The organism is Tardiphaga sp. 172_B4_N1_3 (genome assembly GCF_052076035.1).
Taxonomy (GTDB): domain Bacteria; phylum Pseudomonadota; class Alphaproteobacteria; order Rhizobiales; family Xanthobacteraceae; genus Tardiphaga; species Tardiphaga robiniae.
In genome coordinates this window covers 57,995-75,831 of the sequence record NZ_CP197238.1, presented here as the reverse complement: position 1 = coordinate 75,831, position 17,837 = coordinate 57,995, and the positions used below count along the sequence as shown (strand labels likewise).

17 protein-coding genes and 1 pseudogene are annotated in these 17,837 nt (G+C 62.5%); 11 read left to right on the top strand and 7 right to left on the bottom strand.

Annotation, left to right across the window (positions count from 1 at the left end; translation table 11 throughout):
- Positions 1 to 154: 154 nt before the first annotated feature.
- Together AB7783_RS00360 and AB7783_RS00355 are read right to left on the bottom strand one after the other, a co-directional pair.
- Positions 155 to 1,774 carry a hypothetical protein gene (locus AB7783_RS00360; RefSeq protein WP_441276474.1) on the bottom strand — a complete coding sequence of 540 codons (1,620 nt, stop codon included), beginning with the start codon at positions 1,772 to 1,774 and terminating at the stop codon, positions 155 to 157.
- A 53-nt stretch (positions 1,775 to 1,827) separates the two neighbouring features.
- On the bottom strand, positions 1,828 to 3,120 hold the full coding sequence (locus tag AB7783_RS00355; RefSeq protein WP_089261652.1) for an adenylosuccinate synthase: 1,293 nt from the start codon (positions 3,118 to 3,120) through the stop codon (positions 1,828 to 1,830).
- Positions 3,121 to 3,593: 473 nt separating this feature from the next.
- On the opposite strand from AB7783_RS00355, the gene AB7783_RS00350 reads away from it, so the two are divergent.
- The 4 genes from AB7783_RS00350 (at position 3,594) to AB7783_RS00335 (ending at position 7,981) form a co-directional block, all read left to right on the top strand.
- Positions 3,594 to 4,115, top strand: coding sequence for a FecR domain-containing protein (locus tag AB7783_RS00350; RefSeq protein ID WP_441276473.1), 522 nt, complete (start codon positions 3,594 to 3,596; stop codon positions 4,113 to 4,115).
- An 18-nt stretch (positions 4,116 to 4,133) separates the two neighbouring features.
- Entirely contained in the window at positions 4,134 to 6,023 is a 1,890-nt protein-coding gene (locus tag AB7783_RS00345) for a CHASE2 domain-containing protein (RefSeq protein WP_441276472.1), read from the top strand.
- A 201-nt stretch (positions 6,024 to 6,224) separates the two neighbouring features.
- Positions 6,225 to 7,577 (top strand): sensor histidine kinase, encoded by a 1,353-nt coding sequence (locus tag AB7783_RS00340; protein WP_441276471.1) that lies wholly within the window; start codon positions 6,225 to 6,227, stop codon positions 7,575 to 7,577.
- 44 nt (positions 7,578 to 7,621) lie between these two features.
- On the top strand, positions 7,622 to 7,981 hold the full coding sequence (locus tag AB7783_RS00335; protein ID WP_089263577.1) for a response regulator: 360 nt from the start codon (positions 7,622 to 7,624) through the stop codon (positions 7,979 to 7,981).
- 8 nt (positions 7,982 to 7,989) lie between these two features.
- Here AB7783_RS00335 and AB7783_RS00330 read toward each other — a convergent pair whose 3' ends face one another.
- Both AB7783_RS00330 and AB7783_RS00325 read right to left on the bottom strand, forming a co-directional pair.
- The gene (locus AB7783_RS00330; RefSeq protein ID WP_315840903.1) at positions 7,990 to 8,181 is read right to left on the bottom strand and encodes a hypothetical protein; all 192 of its coding nucleotides are present in this window, start codon (positions 8,179 to 8,181) and stop codon (positions 7,990 to 7,992) included.
- A 174-nt stretch (positions 8,182 to 8,355) separates the two neighbouring features.
- Positions 8,356 to 8,565: a cold-shock protein gene (locus tag AB7783_RS00325; RefSeq protein ID WP_068731259.1), complete on the bottom strand. Its 210-nt coding sequence runs from the start codon at positions 8,563 to 8,565 to the stop codon at positions 8,356 to 8,358.
- A 268-nt stretch (positions 8,566 to 8,833) separates the two neighbouring features.
- On the opposite strand from AB7783_RS00325, the gene AB7783_RS00320 reads away from it, so the two are divergent.
- Positions 8,834 to 9,535 carry a class I SAM-dependent methyltransferase gene (locus AB7783_RS00320; protein WP_441276470.1) on the top strand — a complete coding sequence of 234 codons (702 nt, stop codon included), beginning with the start codon at positions 8,834 to 8,836 and terminating at the stop codon, positions 9,533 to 9,535.
- 28 nt (positions 9,536 to 9,563) lie between these two features.
- Entirely contained in the window at positions 9,564 to 9,965 is a 402-nt protein-coding gene (locus AB7783_RS00315) for a hypothetical protein (RefSeq protein WP_210269199.1), read from the top strand.
- An 11-nt stretch (positions 9,966 to 9,976) separates the two neighbouring features.
- On the opposite strand, the gene AB7783_RS00310 is transcribed toward AB7783_RS00315, so the two are convergent.
- A complete protein-coding gene (locus AB7783_RS00310) occupies positions 9,977 to 10,888 on the bottom strand; it encodes a PhzF family phenazine biosynthesis protein (RefSeq protein ID WP_441276469.1) in 912 nt (303 codons plus the stop codon).
- 288 nt (positions 10,889 to 11,176) lie between these two features.
- On the opposite strand from AB7783_RS00310, the gene AB7783_RS00305 reads away from it, so the two are divergent.
- Complete coding sequence (locus tag AB7783_RS00305) at positions 11,177 to 11,938, top strand: alpha/beta fold hydrolase (protein WP_439062716.1); 762 nt, start codon at positions 11,177 to 11,179, stop codon at positions 11,936 to 11,938.
- Positions 11,939 to 12,047: 109 nt separating this feature from the next.
- Positions 12,048 to 13,295 (top strand): cupin domain-containing protein, encoded by a 1,248-nt coding sequence (locus tag AB7783_RS00300; protein WP_441276468.1) that lies wholly within the window; start codon positions 12,048 to 12,050, stop codon positions 13,293 to 13,295.
- Positions 13,296 to 13,345: 50 nt separating this feature from the next.
- Here the strand turns inward: AB7783_RS00300 and AB7783_RS00295 are convergent, their stop codons facing one another.
- Together AB7783_RS00295 and AB7783_RS00290 are read right to left on the bottom strand one after the other, a co-directional pair.
- Entirely contained in the window at positions 13,346 to 14,908 is a 1,563-nt protein-coding gene (locus tag AB7783_RS00295; RefSeq protein ID WP_441276467.1) for a serine hydrolase domain-containing protein, read from the bottom strand.
- Between the two features lie 111 nt (positions 14,909 to 15,019).
- A pseudogene (locus tag AB7783_RS00290) lies at positions 15,020 to 16,141 on the bottom strand (HPP family protein).
- A gap of 203 nt (positions 16,142 to 16,344) precedes the next feature.
- Between AB7783_RS00290 and AB7783_RS00285 the strand changes: the two are divergent.
- The 3 genes from AB7783_RS00285 (at position 16,345) to AB7783_RS00275 (ending at position 17,806) form a co-directional block, all read left to right on the top strand.
- Complete coding sequence (locus AB7783_RS00285; protein ID WP_441276466.1) at positions 16,345 to 16,869, top strand: carboxymuconolactone decarboxylase family protein; 525 nt, start codon at positions 16,345 to 16,347, stop codon at positions 16,867 to 16,869.
- A gap of 42 nt (positions 16,870 to 16,911) precedes the next feature.
- The gene (gene ybaK, locus AB7783_RS00280; RefSeq protein ID WP_441276465.1) at positions 16,912 to 17,385 is read left to right on the top strand and encodes a Cys-tRNA(Pro) deacylase; all 474 of its coding nucleotides are present in this window, start codon (positions 16,912 to 16,914) and stop codon (positions 17,383 to 17,385) included.
- 118 nt (positions 17,386 to 17,503) lie between these two features.
- Positions 17,504 to 17,806, top strand: coding sequence for a DUF3551 domain-containing protein (locus AB7783_RS00275; RefSeq protein WP_184513891.1), 303 nt, complete (start codon positions 17,504 to 17,506; stop codon positions 17,804 to 17,806).
- Positions 17,807 to 17,837: the final 31 nt, after the last annotated feature.

Here is a 17,837-nt window from a genome sequence, read left to right as displayed (position 1 = left end):
AGGCAATGCACTCTCATTCGTCATGGCCGGGCTTGTCCCGGCCATCCACGCCTTCCTTTGGCACGGCTCAAGACGTGGATGCCCGGCTCAAGGCCGGGCATGACGTGGAGAGATCGGTGCAGATCACGAGCGGCTGACCAGCGCGCTTGATCTGCTACTCGCCCCAGGCCGCGAAGGCGTCGTTGAAGGCACGCTCGCCGGGCGAGCCCTTCTCGATAGCGATGATGGCGCGGCGCTGGTTGGCATAGACCAGCGGAATATCGAACCATGACCGCTCCTTCAGGAGCTGCAGGTTGCGCGCGCGATCGCTTTCGACATTGCTGAGACCGACCAGGAAGAAGCCGTCGGTGACCTTGACTGCGAGGCCCGCCAGTGGCGTGCCCCTTGCCTGCTCGTTCGACTTCATCAGCACGCCCGGAACGTTCGCGATACCGCCACCGGCGAAATCGGGCGGCAGCACGAAAGTGAGTTCGGCCGTGTGGCTGGCAGGCAGCGACGTGTCGGTGTTGCGGCGGAACGACATGGTCATCTTGAACTTGCGTTCCGGAATCTCGATGTCCGCGCGCACGGCGATGTCACCAGGCTTGCCGCCGGTGCCCTTGATCTGCTCGGTGCGCCAGACCACCGTGCCGACATATTGCCGGCCCTTCGGCTCAGCCGGATCCTCGTCATACAGAACGACGCGCTGCGCGACCGGCGCGATCTGATCCGACGACGACGGCTGACCGACGCGATCAGCGATTTTCGGCCGCGGCGCCAGCGGCGCATCCTTGTTGTCGGTGACGACGGGCGCCGAACCGCCAGCGAAACCGCGCACCATCTTGTTGATCGTCGGCCATCCCAGAATCACGGCGCCGATCAGGATCATCACGATGCCGATGAGAAGCGCGGTCTTGAACGGGAAACCGCCGCTGACGCGCTTCGGCTTCGGAGGCTTGGGCGGCTTCGCCTTCTTGCCCTTGGAATCCTTGATGCGCGACGGCGGCACCTGCGACTCGTCGCCGTCCTGGTCGTCGTAAGCCGTTTCGTCGTAGCCGAAAGCTTCGCTCCGCGCTTCCATGCTGGGTTCGAGACGATCGAATTCCGGCGTCGGCGACGGCACGTTGGCGTAAGTTTTCCGCGCCGCGCGGTTGGCCTGCGCGGCGGCGCGGCCGAGATCGTCGACATCGGCGGTGACGTCACGGAAGCCGCGCATGGCGGCATCGCCCTGATCGCCGCGGTCGTTGCGGGCCGGCGGGGGGGCCGCCGGATTGTTTTCGAAGCGGCGCGGCGTGCCTGATCGTTCGCGGGTTGGCGGACCGTTCGGATCCTGCGGGCCGGCATTGGGCGACTGCTGCTTCGGAATCGGTGGCGGATCGACGCGCAAGGTGCGCGGCGGGCGCGGCTCTTCCGGCCCGCGGGGAGACGCCGGCGTCGGCGTAATCGGCTGGCGGCCGCGCGGCGACGGCTCGGCCGGCGTGGCACCGGCACGCGGCCCGGCATTGCGGAAAGCATCGCCGGCGCGCGGCTTGCCGTCGCCCGTCGTTCCAGCCCCCGCAGGCCGCGACGCATCGCGAGCGCGCTGGGCAGCTTCGGATTCGACCTTGCGGACGGCCTCTTCGAGCGACAGCCGCTCCCTAGTGATCTCTGACTCGCTGAGCGGCGGCTCGACACTGCGCAACTGGGCAATCAGAGCCGTGCGGGCACGCTCATAGAGCGCGCGCCGCTGCTCACCGGGAGCACTGGGGTCCAGTCCGGCGATGGCACGGGCGATCAACGGGTAGTAATCAGCCATCTCGACTCAATGTTGCGGGTGCATCAATTTGGAGGCTATCCGGTAACAGTCCGTTAAGCCTCGAACGGGTTTTGCACCAGAATAGTATCTTCGCGTTCCGGGCTCGTGGAAAGCAAAGCAATCGGACAGCCAACCAGTTCCTCGATCCGGCGCACGTATTTGATCGCCTGCGCCGGCAGATCGGCCCAGGAGCGGGCGTTGGCGGTCGGCTCTTTCCAACCCTCGATGGTCTCGTAGATCGGCTCGATCCGGGCCTGGGCGCCTTCACCGGCCGGCAGATAGTCGATTTCCTTGCCGTCGAGCTTGTAGCCGACGCAAACCTCGATGGTGTCGAAGCCGTCGAGGATGTCGAGCTTGGTCAGCGCGAGGCCGTTGATGCCGCAGGTGCGGACAGTCTGTCGCACCAGCACGGCATCGAACCAGCCGCAGCGACGCTTGCGCCCGGTATTGACGCCGAATTCCTTGCCGCGACGGCCGATCTCTTCGCCGATCTCGTTGAGCAGTTCGGTCGGGAACGGACCCTGGCCGACGCGCGTGGTGTAGGCCTTGCAGATGCCGAGCACATAGCCGACCGCGCCCGGGCCCATGCCGGTGCCCGTCGCCGCCTGCGCAGCAACCGTGTTGGACGAGGTGACATAGGGATAGGTGCCGTGATCGACATCGAGCAGCGCGCCCTGCGCGCCCTCGAACAGGATGCGCTTGCCTTCGCGGCGCTTGCTGTCCAGCAGCCGCCAGACGGCCTCAGCGTAGGGCAGCAGCACCGGCGCGAATGCGGAGAGCTCCTTCACGATGTCAGCCGTGTTGAATTCTGCGAGGCCGAGGCCGCGGCGCAGCGCATTGTGATGCGTCAGCAGGCGATCGACCTTGTGCGGCAGCGTGGCGAGATCGGCGAGATCCATCAGACGGATCGCACGGCGGCCGACCTTGTCTTCATAGGCCGGGCCGATACCACGCTGGGTGGTGCCAATGGCGGTGGCCTTGTTGGCATTCTCGCGCAGTGCATCGAGTTCGCGGTGCAGCGGCAGGATCAGCGTGACGTTTTCGGCAACGCGCAGATTGTGCGGGCCGACATCGACGCCCTGGCCGCGGAGCTTGGCAACTTCGTCGACGAAGGCCTGCGGGTCGAACACCACGCCATTGCCGATCACCGAGAGCTTGGACTGGCGCACGACGCCGGACGGCAGCAGCGCCAGCTTGTAGGTCTGGCCATTGATGACCAGCGTATGACCGGCATTGTGGCCGCCCTGATAGCGGGCGACGACATCCGCCTGATCCGACAACCAGTCAACGATCTTGCCCTTACCCTCGTCGCCCCACTGGGCGCCGACGACGACAACATTGGCCATTTGGCGCTAGTCCTCTGAAAATACACGCGTCGAAGCGTGATCAGCGCGGAAAACGGTCTGCCGTTTGCCGGATCACGCCCAGGCATCCGCCTAAACGCGGCCAATGATCTTGGTTACCCAAGTCTTCCAGGACGCTGTCTGCGATGCAAAACGGGAATAAAGGAAGCGCGGGGGGAAAACAAGCACGAACGCCCCGAAAATGGCTTCGTTAGCCTCATGCAAACCTTTGATATCCCCTGAAAATCCGGGGCGATGTGGCGAGATTGCGGCAGCGCTCGCGGCCCAATTACTGAGAATGCCTCTCAATCTCACATGGTCGTGAGATCGGCAATCCCGGTTGGATCTGCCCTCGTTGTGCCGCGGCGTCGCCCTATATGGGTACCTCCGAGCGTTAATCACGCCGCTCGCCCGCTGACGTTGAACGGAATCGGCCGCCGCCCGCCTTACCGATGTGGCGTTCAGGAGTAACCAACATGACCCATTCAATCAGGCTGGCGGCGGCCATCGTCGCTGCGGCGTGCCTGTATGGCAGCGCTGCATCGGCGCAGCAGGCCGGCCCCGGCTGCACATCGAGCCAACCGGTCAGCGGTCCGCAAACCCTGCACTGCGGCGGCGTGACGATCGTTGCTGAAAACGGAGCGCGTTTCACGCTGCTCGACCGCGACCGCAACGGCCGTGTCGACGGCGTCGACCTGCAAAGCAAGGCCATTTTCATCGAGGCCCCCAAACAGAAGGCCGGCAAAACCTTCGAGGTGATGACACCGCAAGCAATCGCCGCCGTGCGTGGCACCAGGTGGGCGGTGGACGCCGAGGGCAGCAAGACCTCCGTCTTCGTCGAGACCGGTCGTGTCGGCGTCAGGCGCGTGACCGGCCCCGGCAGTGTAACCCTCGGCCCCGGTGAAGGCGTCGATGTCGATACCTCGGCGACGCCACTCGACATCAAGCGTTGGCCCGCGCCGCGCGTCGCCGCATTGATGGCAAGGCTTGGGCGTTAGGCGGCCCGGATACAAACGATGATGAAGGCCAGCAGCTTGCAGACACCGCTCGCCATGATCCTGGCGGGCATGTGGGCGGCAGCGCTGGCCTTTGGTCACAACCGCGGCGATGTCGGCTTTCTCGACCGGTTAGAGGCGACGCTGACCGACCTGCGCATCCAGATCCGCGGCGTGAAGAAACCGCCCGATCTCGTCACCATCGTCGCGATCGACGATCGGATCGCCCGCGAACAAGGCAGCTATCCGCTGCCCCGCGCCACGCTGACGACGATCATCGAGGAGATCGCACGCTACAAACCGAAAGTGCTCGCTCTCGATCTGCTGCTGGTCGATGCCGGCGCAGCAGAGAGCGATGCCGCACTGGCGCAGGCGCTCGGCAAGACCAACACCGTCATCGCCGCGGCGGCGCTGTTCAGCGAGTCCAAACAGACCGTGGCCACCAAGGAGTCCGGTCCGCTTGCGGATCTGCCGGTGGCGTCGGGATTTCTGCTGCCGCTGAAAATCTTCGCCGATCAGGCCACGGTCGGCGCGGTCAATCTCAACACCGACAGCAGCGGCGTGCCGCGCTCGATGCCGATGCTGATGCGCTCGGCTGACCGCGTAATGGTGTCGATGCCACTGCGCGTCGCATCCGCCGCCTCTCGCGACGATGCCCAGATTGGCGAGTATAATTTCTCCCTCGCCGGCACCCATGTCCCGACCGATGTCGGCCATTTGTTGCCGATGTCTTTCTATGGGCCGCGCGGCACGATCCGGACGATCAGCGCATCGGAGGTTCTGGCGGGCAAACTGCGCCGCGCCGATGTCGAGGATCGCGTCGTCGCCATCGGCGTCACCGTCAGCGGCGGCGGCGATTTCTTCTCGACGCCGTTCGATCCGGTGATGCCCGGCGTCGAAGTCGTGTCCACCGCAATCACGCATCTGCTCGCCAAGGACACCTTGCTGCGCAATACATCCATCCGGCTGTTCGATGCCGGCTTTGCGATCGTCCTGGCGATGCTGTGCATCGCCCTGCTCGCCTGGCGGCGCAATGCTGTCGGCCTCATTGCGATTGTCGCCGTCGTCGCATTGTGGGCCGTGATCAACACCGTCGCCTATGCCCATGGCATCTGGATGAGCGCTGCATTGCCGCTGGCCGCGGCTGTGCCGCCGGCCATGGCGTTTGGCGCGCTGCAGATCTGGAGCAGCCGGCGCAGCGTGCAGCATTTCGCCGCCCGCAGCGATCTGCTGCGCCAGTTCCAGGCGCCGGGCCTGCGCGACTGGCTGATCAAGGATCCGGACTATCTGTTGCAGCCGGTGCATCAGCATGCCGCCGTCATCTTCATCGATATCTCGCGCTTCACCGCGCTCAGTGAGACACTCGACGCAGATGCGGTGCGCGAATTGCTGAAGTCCTTCCACGCCATGATCGATCAGGTGACCCTCGCCCATGGTGGTGTGGTGACAACCTTCATGGGCGACGGCGCGATGATCCTGTTCGGATTGCCTGTGGTCGCCGATGACGATGCCGCCCGTGCCGTGCGCTGCTGTATCGAACTGACGACGCGCACCGGCACATGGATCGCCGGTCTTCCGCCTGAGATCGCCAGCCAGATCGGATTCAAGATCGGCGCACATTTCGGCGATATCGTCGCATCGCGTCTCGGCGGCGCCAGCTACCAGCACATCACCGCGACCGGCGATACCGTCAATGTCGCCAGCCGGCTCATGGAGGTCGCCGCGAGCCACGGCGCCAAGGTGGCCCTGAGCGACGACCTGCTGCGCGCCGCGGGAGCGGACTGTGCGGTGCGCGCGACGGGGGCGCTGAGCGGCCCGACCGAAGTCCAGATCCGCGGCCGCAGTGGCGCGGTCAGCGCGTGGCTGTGGCACGACGGCAGCGCGGCGGAGGCTATATCGACCTCAGCGTAAATCGACGCACGCGGCATCGCCGCGATTGAGCCGGAACCCGGTCTGGTCTGGCACGTTTGCTCGAAGACCTGTTAGCGTACATCCGCAACCGTATCTGTTTGCGGTCGTATTTCGTTGCAGCGTATTTTTGCGATCGGAGCCGCAGCTCCCGGGGTATTCGTGGATCAATCGTTAGGACCCATTCAGGACGCCAATTCATTCTTGCGAAGTTTGCTCGCAGCATCGGGCGACTGCATCAAGGTTCTCGATTTCGACGGCAACCTCATCTTCATGACCGAGGGCGGCCAGCGCATCATGGAGGTCACGGATTTCGGCGCGATCGAGGGCCGTTCATGGCCGGACTTCTGGCAGGATCAGGGCAATATCGACGCCAAGGCGGCTGTAAGAGCCGCTCAGCTTGGGCGTACCGGACACTTCCAGGGTTTCGCCACCACAATGGCCGGCACGCCGAAATGGTGGGATGTCACCGTCACCGCCATTCCCGGCCCCGATGGAAAACCGCATCAGCTGCTTTCGGTGTCGCGCGATATCACTGCATCGCGTGCCGTGGATGTGGCGCTGCAGGCCAGCGAAAGCCAGCTACGACTTGCACTCGACGCCGCCGACACTGGAACCTGGGATCTCGACCCGCGTACCGGCGTGCTGCAATGGGACCGGCGCTGCTACGAATTGTTCGGCCTCACCTTCGGCAAGCCGATCTCGTTCGACGTCTTCCTGCAAGGGCTTCATCCCGACGATCGCGACGTCACGGAGAAGGCGTGCCTGGACGCCATGAAGCTGGACGGACCGCAGGCCTATGACATCGAATACCGCACCATCGGCCTCGATGACGGCATCGAGCGCTGGTGCTCGGCCAAGGGCCGTGCGGAATTCGAGAACGGCGAAGTCAGTCGCTTCATTGGAACCATTCGCGATATCGGCAAGCTGAAGCGCGCCGAAGCGCAACAGCAATTGCTGACGCGCGAACTCGAGCACCGCATGAAGAATACCATGGCCATGGTCGGCGCCATCGCCAGTCAGACGTTCCGGACTGCCGCGACCAAGGAAGATGCGCGCACGATCTTCGATGCGCGTCTGGCCGCGCTCAACCAGGCGCATGACATCCTCACGCAATCGAGCTGGACCAGCGCGTCGATGCCCACGGTGATCGCTGGCGCGCTCGCGCCGCATCGAACGGGCGAAAAGCGCATTCGCGTCTCGGGCCCCGAGGTGGAACTGACGGCCAAGCAGGCGCTGTCGCTGGCGCTCGCGCTGCATGAACTCGCAACCAATGCCACAAAGTATGGTGCATTGTCCGTTCCGGACGGAACGATCACTATCGACTGGGCTTGTCACACCGGCAGCGACGGGCCGGCGTTAGGTTTCGTGTGGCGCGAATCCGGCGGCCCCGTCGTGGCGCCGCCGACGCGACGTGGATTTGGCTCACGACTGATCGAAGGTACGCTGTCTGCCGACTTCGGCAGTTCCGTCAAAATCGAATTCTTGCCCGAAGGGCTCACATGTCGGTTCGAAACCAGATTGAGCGATCTGGCTTCGGTGCCCGACGAAAGGTGACACCAATTTTGATGGCATCACTCCAAGAACTCAATGCACGTGACATGCAGCGGCCCGCCGTCCTCATCGTCGAGGACGAGCCTCTGCTCCGTATTCACGCGGCCGACATCGTCGAGGAAGCCGGGTTCTTCGCCATCGAGGCCAACAATGCCGACGAGGCCGTGCGAATTCTGGAAACGCGCGACGACATCGTTCTGCTGTTCACCGACGTACAGATGCCTGGAAGCATGGACGGGTTGAAACTGGCCCACGCGGTACGCAACCGCTGGCCACCGATCAAGATCGTGATCGTTTCCGGCCATTTGCAGGTCGCCAAGAACGATCTGCCCGACGACAGCCGCTTCTTCGGCAAGCCGTTTGAGACGACGAAGATGATTGCGGAACTGCGGGCGTTGATCGGCTAGAGCCGGCACTATTGGACGGGTTGCTCACCCAGGATGGCGCGATCGATGGCGTCGATCACGTTCTGAATCTCGACAAACTTCATGCGAGCCCGTTCCGCATTATCGCGGTTGAAGGGTGCCGCCAGCACTTTCGCGTGCGCATCACGTTCCTCGATCATGCGCATATGCGCCGCCTTGAGCGTATCCAGACGTTCAATCATCTTGATCGATCCTCATATGGGACGCTGAAATCGGGCGTATGATCATGCGTATAGCATGAAGCCCGCCGGTGATGATCACCGACGGGCTTCAGTCATTCAAAATCTATCAGACGACGCAAAACTTGTTGGTCGAGAAATCCCAGTACATCCGTGGAAATTTCAGGACCTTCAAGCTCAGATCGCGCGGAGATCTTCCGCGCTGGTCTTGCCGCGCATCTTGTCAGCCTTGGCTTCGAAAGAAACCTTCTGGCCTTCATTGAGCGAACCCAATCCAGCGCGCTCGACTGCACTGATGTGAACGAACACATCCTGGCCGCCGTCATCAGGCTGAATGAAACCGAAACCCTTGGTCGCGTTGAACCACTTAACTGTACCGACTGCCATAACTATTCTCCAAGATGTGCGAATGCGCGAGCCCTACGCGACATCGCGTGAGCCCGATCCGATTTCAACGATGTCTTGGGGAATGGAGCCGATTACGGCGCGGTCAACAAGCCAGAGCATATATTCGAATAACTGCAATATAGATGATTTCAGCCGAATTACAAGAACAATGATTCCAGAGCGTGTTTAACGAGCATTTACAACGCTGAACTTCAGATCGAAGCTGGCTACGGAACTCTGATTTACCGTTGCTGCAGCGGGCACGCGAATGGACAGATCGAGGCGACGCACACCGGTTCTGGCCGAAATTCGCTTCGCCGAGCGGCGCTGCGAATTCGACGGGCTCGATCTCACCACGCGTTTCGAGCTGATCTATCGCACCAATCTGTGGGGCGCTGAAAAATCGCAATCCGGCCTCGGCTCCGAACTCGACGCAACAACGTCACTCCGCCGCGACCTCACGCAATTGCTGCGGCGATTGCGGGTGCAATCGATCCTCGATCTGCCCTGCGGCGATTTCACCTGGATGGCGCAGATGGACCTCGGTGGTATCCGCTATCTCGGCGCCGATATCGTTCCGGATATCGTGGCAGCTAATGCCGCGCACTATGGCAATGCAGGCCATATCGATTTTGCCCGCCTCGATCTCGTCAGCGATCCCCTGCCCGCTGTGGATCTGGTGTTGTGCCGCGACTGCTTTGTGCATCTGTCATTCGCCAACATCCACCGCGCCATCGCCAATCTGAAACGCTCCGGCACCCACTGGCTGCTGACCACGACATTTCCCGACGCATCAGCCAATCGCGATATCGAGGACGGTGACTGGCGCGTGCTCAATCTGCAGCACGCACCATTCCTGTTTCCTGCTCCCCTAGCCGTGATCAACGAAGGCTGTACGGAAGCTGCCGGCGACTATGCCGACAAGTCGCTGGCCCTGTGGCGCGTGAGAGATCTGCCGGACGGGGCGTGAAGTTATGTCAACAGATAGCGAGGTGCGCATGGATAACAACAGTTCCGATGAAACCGCAAAGACGCTCGTCGAACAATTGGACGGACGCAGCTTTGTCACGACCGGCAATGCGGAAGGCCTGTCGACTGCCGCAACGACGTTCCAATACTCAAGCGATGGAGCAACTGTAACCGGCGGCTATAAAGGCGGTCACATCTCTGTCGGACAGATCGCAGGGAAAAGTACCAGCCCGGACACGATCGAATTGCTGTTTCAATGTCTGACCACCGACGGCCAGCTTCTCAGCGGCCAATCGTCCGGGCGGATAGCCCGAAATCATGATGGCCTTCTGACCATTGATTTCAATTGGTCCTGGCTGACGGGCGATCGATCTGGCGGCACATCACACTACATCGAGGTCACCGGCAACGAAGCAGGCAACATGCCGTAGTGGCCCTCACGCTACACGTCGATACGGCCCTGCATCACCGGCACGCAACGGCCGGAAATGCGAACGCTCTCGACATGTCCATCACGCTTCCGCACCTCGACCTCAATGAGGCTGCGTCGCCCCATCTCAACGCCCTGCTCGATGGTGATGCCACAGACCGCATCGCGGCGCGGGTCGAGCGTGACGAGATAGGCCGCGAGCGCCGCGGAGGCGCTGCCGGTGGCCGGATCTTCGGGCACGTTGTCGAGCGGCGCGAACATCCGCGCGCGCAGGCGATCGAAACCATCGCCAATCCGGACATAGATGAAGGCCGAAAAACGATCGTCGTGATGCCGGTGTTTCCGTTCGGCCTGCTCGAAGGCCGTTGTGTTTGGCCGTGCGGACGCCAACGCATCGAGACTGGCGAGTTCGGTCACCGCGAAAGGCAGACCGACGGACACCATGCGCGGCCCGTGCGTTGACGTGACGATGGCATCGGGCGCGAGTGATACGCAGGCGGCCATCATGCCACGGTCAATCTCACCATGCATCGTGAGTGGCTGCGGCGCGACAAAGCCGGCGCCGATGACCTCCCCACCATCGCGCAACAGATCGAGATGGACGAGGCCCGCCTTCTCTTCGAACACCATGCGATCGCCGACAGGCTTGCCGAAGGCCGTGCCCTGACGGCCGAGCACGAAGGCAGTGCCGACATTGGGATGACCGGCGAACGGAATCTCATCGGTCGGCGTGAAGATGCGAACGCGTGCGGTATGCGCGGGATCACCCGGGGGAAACACGAAGGTCGTTTCTGAATAGTTGAACTCGGCGGCGATCTTCTGCAGCAGCGCATCGTCGATGCCACGCGCATCCGGAACGACCGCCAGCGGGTTGCCGCCGAAACGCTGGTCCGTGAACACATCCACGGTGACATAGTCGATCATCCTGTAGCCCTCACCATTCCGTTACCGCTGGGGTCGCCGACGTAACAGTCGGCGCGGGCCCTGCGTATTCGTAGCCATAAACCTAGGTATGCCGGCTGCACACCACCGTCCGATTCACCGCGGCCTCGCCATCCCATAGACCAGATAATGTCATGCCGATCCGCTCCCGTTCGAGCTGACCGGCGCGAGCCCGTCAAGTGCAACATCCATGCTTCCCTTGTCCCTCCGGCCGAAACAATCGCCGGGCAACCGAATGGTGATACCATGCTGATGAACTCCCTCTCCAAGATGACGCTGCGTGCGATGCTGATGGCGACCATGTGCCTGCTGACGGCGCCGATGGCGCAGGCTGCAACCGCAGCGCCCGTGAAAGCCAAGAACGTGGTTCTGGTGCACGGCGCCTGGGCCGACGGATCGAGCTGGGCCGGAGTCATTCCGCTGTTGCAGAAGGCAGGCCTCCATGTGACGGCCGTGCAAAATCCGCTGAGCTCGCTGGACGACTCCAATGCCGCGACGCGCCGCGCATTGGCGCTGCAGGACGGCCCGACCGTGCTGGTCGCCCACTCCTGGGGCGGCACGGTGATCAGCGACGTCGGCACCGACCCGAAGGTCTCGGCGCTGGTTTATGTCGCAGCCCGCGCGCCGGACGCCAATGAGGACTTCGTGGCGCTGTCCGGCAAATTCCCGACGGGCGAGGTGCGCGCCGGCATCCAGACCCATGATGGCTACACCCAGCTCTCCGAAGACTCGTTCCTGAAATATTTCGCCAATGGCGTTCCGCGCAAGCAAGCCGAAGTGCTCTATGCTGTGCAGGGCTCGACCGCCGCATCGATCTTCGCAGGCCGCACCACCGCAGCTGCGTGGCATGACAAGCCATCATTCTATGCGGTGTCGAAAGAGGACAAGACGATCAATCCAGATCTCGAGCGTTTCCTCGCCAAGCGCATGAATGCGACGACGATCGAACTCAATGCCGGCCACCTCTCGCTGGTGTCGCACCCGAAGGAAGTCGCCGACCTGATCCTCGCAGCCGCAGGCGTCAAGAAGTAGAGCTGTTTCTTTCCCCTTAACAGCGCGCGTCGGGCGTACCCGGCGCGCATCGCTTTCATCGATCCGACAATCATGACGCATGATCTGCGTCGCAACAGGAGGACGTCCCATGTTCTCACGGAGAGATCTCATGGCAGCAACAGCATCGGGCATCGTGATGAGCGCCGCAGCATCGGCACAGGCCGCGACATTCGGCAATCCGGATCCGCCGCCGCAGGGTGCGATCAACGCCAAGGGGCCGAACAATCTGAGCGATCCCGGCCCGCAAAATCCCGTCATCGCCGGCCAGTTTCCATCCTCGCAATTGCCGCCGGCGACCGATATCGGCGGCATGGCACTGCCCTGGGCCACGTTCAACAATGCGCCGCGGCGCATCCAGAATGGCGGTTGGGCCCGGCAGGTGACGCAAGCAGACTTTGCGATCTCGACCACGATCTCCGGCGTCAATATGCGGCTTACCGCCGGTGGCATCCGCGAGATGCATTGGCACCAGGCGGGCGAATGGGCGATCATGACTTACGGCTCGTGCCGGGTGACCGTGCTCGACAATCAGGGCCGGCCCTATGTTGCCGACGTCAATGCGGGCGATCTCTGGTACTTCCCCTCCGGCGCGCCGCATTCGCTGCAGGGCCTGGGCCCCGATGGCTGCGAATTCGTGATCTGCTTCGATGACGGTCAGGCCAACGAGTTCAATACGCTGCTGCTGTCGGACTGGATCGCGCATACGCCGCCGGAAATCCTCGCCAAGAATTTCGGCGTGCCGGTCGAAAGCTTCGCGAAAATCCCGCTGCAAAATCTCTGGATCTTCCAGGGCACGGTTCCCGGTTCGCTCGCGGCCGACCAGGCCTCGTCCTATCGCGATGCGGATGTTGCGCTCTATCCGTTCACCTATGCGCTTGGATCGTCCAAGCCGGTCAAATCGACACGCAACGGCGAGATCCGGATTGCCGACACCAGCAACTTCACCGCTTCGGCGACGATCGCGGTGGCGCTGGTGACGGTGAAGCCCGGCGGCATGCGCGAGATGCACTGGCACCCGAACGCCGACGAGTGGCAGTATTATCTCGCAGGCCGCGCGCGGATGACCCTGTTCAATTCCGGCCCGAACGCCACCACCATCGACTTCACAGCGGGCGATGTCGGCTACGTCAAACGCAACTTCGGCCACTATATCGAGAACACCGGCGACACCGACCTGCAATTCATCGAGGTGTTCCGTACGGCGCATTACGAGGAAGTGTCGCTGTCCGACTGGTTGACGCACACGCCCCCGGCTCTCGTCGCACAACATCTCAACGTGGCACCGGAAGTCATCGCCAAATGGCCGCGCCGGGCGCCGGGCATCATGCCGGTCTGACGCTGCAAGACCGCACGGGAGGTCTCAGGACTTCCCGTGCCTTTCGGCGATCAACCACCCGACTTACCGTCGATCGCAACATCGACACCTTCAAAATTCTTGCCGCGAAGGCTGACCTTGTCGCCATCGAATGACAGCGTCCATGTCCGTATGCGGCCGTCCTCGCCGAGGGTCCTGCGCTCGATTTCGAACGCATGTTCGTCGAGCCACTTCCCCTTTACGACAATAATACCAAATGCCGTTGGCACCCCTCTGCGATACAGCCCGTCGAGCCCAAGAGGGCCACTGATTTTCTCAGCCCCTCTCGTGGGATCGCGACTATAGATTTCGAAATCATAGTGCGGATGGGAGCCCACGAATGTCAGCGACAGCGACTTCACACCGAGAGGATTGGGCGAAAAGGTGTAGGTCTTGCCTGATACCGCCGAGGCGATCGGAGGCGTTTCCTTAACTTCCACCTGTGCCTCGGTTGAAATGGCGCGAACAACGCTTGCGAGTCGCGCAGTGCCTGCAGGGTCCGGCTGTATTGCCGTCTCGGACCTGACAGCCTTTGGGATGGCGTCCACGATGTCGGTCACCGGGCAATTGTCTCGGCCGGTCGTCACGGCAACGAGGTCCAGTGCTGGATAGACCATCACAAGCTGACAGTGCAGCCCGCTCGCCCAATAGACATTGCGGTCAGGTCGCGCCCAGAAGAAGTTCGAATAGCGAAACTCCGGCGCAAAGGAGAGCTTCATGTCCACCGTGGCGTGGCTCACTCTGTCGATCCAGGCGGGCGACACCAGCGGTTTGCCCTCCCACGTCCCGTTGTGCAGATATAGATAGCCGAATTTCGCCATGTCGCGCGGATGCAGCGCCAGGCCGTATCCGCCGGTCGAGATGCCCTGCGGATCGCGCCGCCATTTCCACGCCGTGATGCCCAACGGACCGAACAGCTTCGCTTTCGCGTAGTCCTCCGCGCTCATGTCGGTCACTTTGGCAAGGATGGCCGATAGCAGATGTGCATTTCCACTATCGTAATTGAAGCCGTCTCCCGGCGAAGCAGCCATCGGACGATCGAGAATGTACTGGATCCAATCCCGGCTCCGCTCCATGCCGGCCGTCGACTCCAATGAGCGGTTGACACCGGCCCGGCCGTCCCGCGCAAGTCCGGACGTCATGTCCAACAGACTTTGAAGCGTGATCGCCTTCTTGTTGTCATCAAGGTTAGCAGCACTGCGCTCGCCGAAGAATGCCAGCATCCGCTGGTCCGTGCCCTTCAGGAGACCATCCTGCAACGCCATCGATGTCAGCGTGCCGATGACGGCCTTGGTGACGGAATTGACCACGTGCGGCAGATCGGCAGTGTAAGGCGCGTAATAGGCATCCAGAACGATCTTGCCATGACGCACGATCAGCAGGCTGTCGAAATCGTTGCGGCTTCCGAGCTCCAGCAGCGCGGCGAGCGCTGCCGAATCGACGCCCTGCTCTTCCGGCGTCGATGTCTGCCAGCCCTGGGTCGGCCACACGACGGCCCGTCCCTCCTCTGCGATGACGCCCTCACTGCAAAACGCGGCGGCGAACATGCCCAGGCCGAGCACAAACTTCAGAACGGGAATTCGTGAAGATCGCATGACAGCCTCGCTGTGAGTTTTAACGCTGCGCGAGGACCATATCTCCAGCTACAGATTGTTCAACCGAATTGCAGCTTCATTCCGCCCGCGGACTTGCAGGTGCACAATCGCCTACACGGCAACAGGAACAAGCTTCGCGACGGCGCTGAGCAAATCGGTCTGGGTGATCAGCCCCTGAATCATGCGGTCCTGATCGACGATGATGACGGCGTGTGTTCGTCCATCGGTCAGCGTCGGCAGCAAGGTCACCGCGGGCGTCTGCATCGTCGCCGTCGCTGCGGGCGACATGGATTTTCCGACATCGCCCGATTCTTTCATCAGCTCGCGGAGGCCGACCGTTCCGACGAGCTGTCCCTGCTTGCCCAGGACGGGAAGCGTGCGGACATTGTGCAGGAGCAGCCGCTAGCGGGCCAGCTCGGCACTATCCCGCAATCCGACCGTGACGACATCGCGCGACATGATGTCTCCGCACAGGATTGTGCCGTGCGAGCGCAACATGGCTTGCAGTTCGACCTGCCGCAGCAGCGTTTCGAGATCGTCGGGACTGATATCAAAAGTCTCGCTGAGCGCTTCCAGCGCCTTGTCGATATCCTCGGCGCGAAAGCCAACCCGAAGCTCCGGGCTGATGTCCGATGTCTGATGCGGATTTGCTAATGGCACCGGCGCCCTGTGAGGATAGGTCCGCCGCGAGATCTTGTGGAACAGATAGCCGAGCCCGACCAGAAGCACCGAGTTCAGGCCAACGGGCACGAATGGAAACAGATATCCCGACGCGGTCACGACAGGCCCGCCGATGATCGCCGTCAGCGCCGTGGCGCCGCCGGGCGGATGCAGGCAGCGCGCAAAGGACATCGCGGCGATGGCGAGTGATACGCCGAAGCCGATCGCCAGAATCTGGTCGGGAATGAGATGCGCGACAGCAACGCCGATCAGAGCCGAGATGGTGTTACCGCCGATGATCGCCCATGGCTGGGCTAGCGGACTCGTGGGAACCGCAAACAGGAGCACAGCGGAAGCGCCCAGCGGCGCCACGATCAGCGGCAGGCTGGAGCTGTCGCCCAGCACAGATCGGCAGATCAGTCCCGTGAGCACGATGCCCAGCAGTGCACCCAGGCAAGCAATCATGCGCTCGCCAAGCCGTGCCCCCGCCAGGATGGGGACGAACAGTCGAATACCTGTCTTGCGAGGTGCAACGTCGCTCGAAACGTTCCTTGGGTCTTCTCTTTTTGTCATTGAATCGAGACCGGCGCATGGCCCCGCCAGAATGACGGGCCCCCCTTTGACCACTATGCGCAAGCGCCTGCAATGTTGAATACGACACGCCGGCCTGACGATCGCGATCTGGCAGAGCTATCCCTGCTCGGCTACAACGGCACGGCCATTCGCCCGAACGCGCCCCATCAGGAGGGCGCGACGGCGATCTCAAGGGAGGACCCATGGCCCGCATCGACTACAGCGATCCCGCCGCAGCCAGCGAACGCACCCGCGAGATCCTCGGCAAGAACCGTAATGCCAACATCTTCCGCATGATGGCGCATTCGCCCAGCTATCTCGAACAATATTGCCGGCTCGGCGGTGCCATCCGCAACAAGGGCGAGCTCGATCCCGTCATCCGCGAACTGGCGATCACCCGCACCGGCATTCTTTGCGAGGCGCCTTATGAAATCGCCGCGCACAAGCGCATCGGTGGCTATGTGGGCGTCACCGAGGAGCAGAACGCCGCGCTGGAGAACTGGCAGGCGGCGACATGTTTCGATGACACGCAACGCGCAGCGCTGGCCTTCACCGATGAGATCGTCGCGCTGCATCGCCCAACCGACGCGACCTTCAAGGCGATCGCAGCCAAGCTGACGCCGGGCGCGCTGGTGGAATTGCAGCTCTCGGTCGGCTTCTACATCATGACCTCGAAATTCCTCGAAAGTTTTGCTATCGACATGCAGCCCGTGTCCGAGGTCGTCTGAGTTCACCATTCTCTCGAGCGTTCCAATTTCCTTGAGTCTCACATGTCGAAAACCACCCGCGCCACGCAGACACTGAGCAGGCTCGGCGCCGCGTTCACCCTGCATACCTACGATTACGATCCCGACGCCGAGAGCATCGGCCTGCAGGCAGCGGAGGCGCTCGGCATTGCACCGCAGCGCATGCTGAAAACATTGATAGCCGAGGTGGATGGCAAGCCGGTTTGCGTGGTCGTGCCCTCCGACAAGGAGGTCAGCATGAAGAAGCTGGCCGCGGCCTTTCGCGGCAAGAGCGCAAAGATGATGCGCCCGGCCGATGCCGAACGCATGACCGGTTATCACGTCGGTGGCATCAGCCCGTTCGGACAGAAGAAGCGCGTGCCCGTCGCCATGGAACAGGCGGCATTGTCGGAAAATACGGTCTATCTCAATGGCGGCCAGCGCGGGCTGCAAATCGAGATCGCGCCGGAGGCCGCACGGGCAGCGCTCGATGCGATGGCAGCCACACTGACGGACTGATGCGCATCACCGCGGTTTGAAGTCCCGGCAGGACGGAGTGATCACGACGCGCTGTCGCAGGCGGGAACGGCGATGTAAGCTGCGCATTATCGATTTCAGACCTCAAGGGAGAATCGACATGCGCTCAATCCTGGCAGCAACTGCACTTCTGGTCGTGATGGGCGCCACGCCCTCCATGGCCCGCGAATATCCATGGTGCTCGCGCACCTCGGCCACCGGCTTCAATCCGAGCTGTACATTCACCTCCTATAACCAGTGCATGGCCACCGTGAGCGGCCAGCGCGGCGACTGCATGCAGAACCCGATGCTGGCCTATGGCGACCAGCGCCGCGGCCAGAGCCGCGCGATGCGCGGTCAGCCCAACGACTGGGACAATGGATGGAACAACGGCTGGAACAATAACTGGGATCGGCGCTGGTAGCCTCGTATACTAGGGCGGATTAGCCGAATGC

Excerpts from the sequence above, each read along its gene's own strand:
- AB7783_RS00300 (WP_441276468.1), top strand. The coding sequence starts at position 12,048 with ATGTTCTCACGGAGAGATCTCATGGCAGCAACAGCATCGGGCATCGTG.
- AB7783_RS00310 (WP_441276469.1), bottom strand. The coding sequence starts at position 10,888 with ATGATCGACTATGTCACCGTGGATGTGTTCACGGACCAGCGTTTCGGC.
- AB7783_RS00330 (WP_315840903.1), bottom strand. The coding sequence starts at position 8,181 with ATGATTGAACGTCTGGATACGCTCAAGGCGGCGCATATGCGCATGATC.
- AB7783_RS00305 (WP_439062716.1), top strand. The coding sequence starts at position 11,177 with ATGACGCTGCGTGCGATGCTGATGGCGACCATGTGCCTGCTGACGGCG.
- AB7783_RS00315 (WP_210269199.1), top strand. The coding sequence starts at position 9,564 with ATGGATAACAACAGTTCCGATGAAACCGCAAAGACGCTCGTCGAACAA.
- AB7783_RS00350 (WP_441276473.1), top strand. The coding sequence starts at position 3,594 with ATGACCCATTCAATCAGGCTGGCGGCGGCCATCGTCGCTGCGGCGTGC.
- ybaK (WP_441276465.1), top strand. The coding sequence starts at position 16,912 with ATGTCGAAAACCACCCGCGCCACGCAGACACTGAGCAGGCTCGGCGCC.
- AB7783_RS00285 (WP_441276466.1), top strand. The coding sequence starts at position 16,345 with ATGGCCCGCATCGACTACAGCGATCCCGCCGCAGCCAGCGAACGCACC.
- AB7783_RS00320 (WP_441276470.1), top strand. The coding sequence starts at position 8,834 with ATGGACAGATCGAGGCGACGCACACCGGTTCTGGCCGAAATTCGCTTC.
- AB7783_RS00360 (WP_441276474.1), bottom strand. The coding sequence starts at position 1,774 with ATGGCTGATTACTACCCGTTGATCGCCCGTGCCATCGCCGGACTGGAC.
- AB7783_RS00355 (WP_089261652.1), bottom strand. The coding sequence starts at position 3,120 with ATGGCCAATGTTGTCGTCGTCGGCGCCCAGTGGGGCGACGAGGGTAAG.
- AB7783_RS00295 (WP_441276467.1), bottom strand. The coding sequence starts at position 14,908 with ATGCGATCTTCACGAATTCCCGTTCTGAAGTTTGTGCTCGGCCTGGGC.
- AB7783_RS00345 (WP_441276472.1), top strand. The coding sequence starts at position 4,134 with ATGATGAAGGCCAGCAGCTTGCAGACACCGCTCGCCATGATCCTGGCG.
- AB7783_RS00335 (WP_089263577.1), top strand. The coding sequence starts at position 7,622 with ATGCAGCGGCCCGCCGTCCTCATCGTCGAGGACGAGCCTCTGCTCCGT.
- AB7783_RS00325 (WP_068731259.1), bottom strand. The coding sequence starts at position 8,565 with ATGGCAGTCGGTACAGTTAAGTGGTTCAACGCGACCAAGGGTTTCGGT.
- AB7783_RS00275 (WP_184513891.1), top strand. The coding sequence starts at position 17,504 with ATGCGCTCAATCCTGGCAGCAACTGCACTTCTGGTCGTGATGGGCGCC.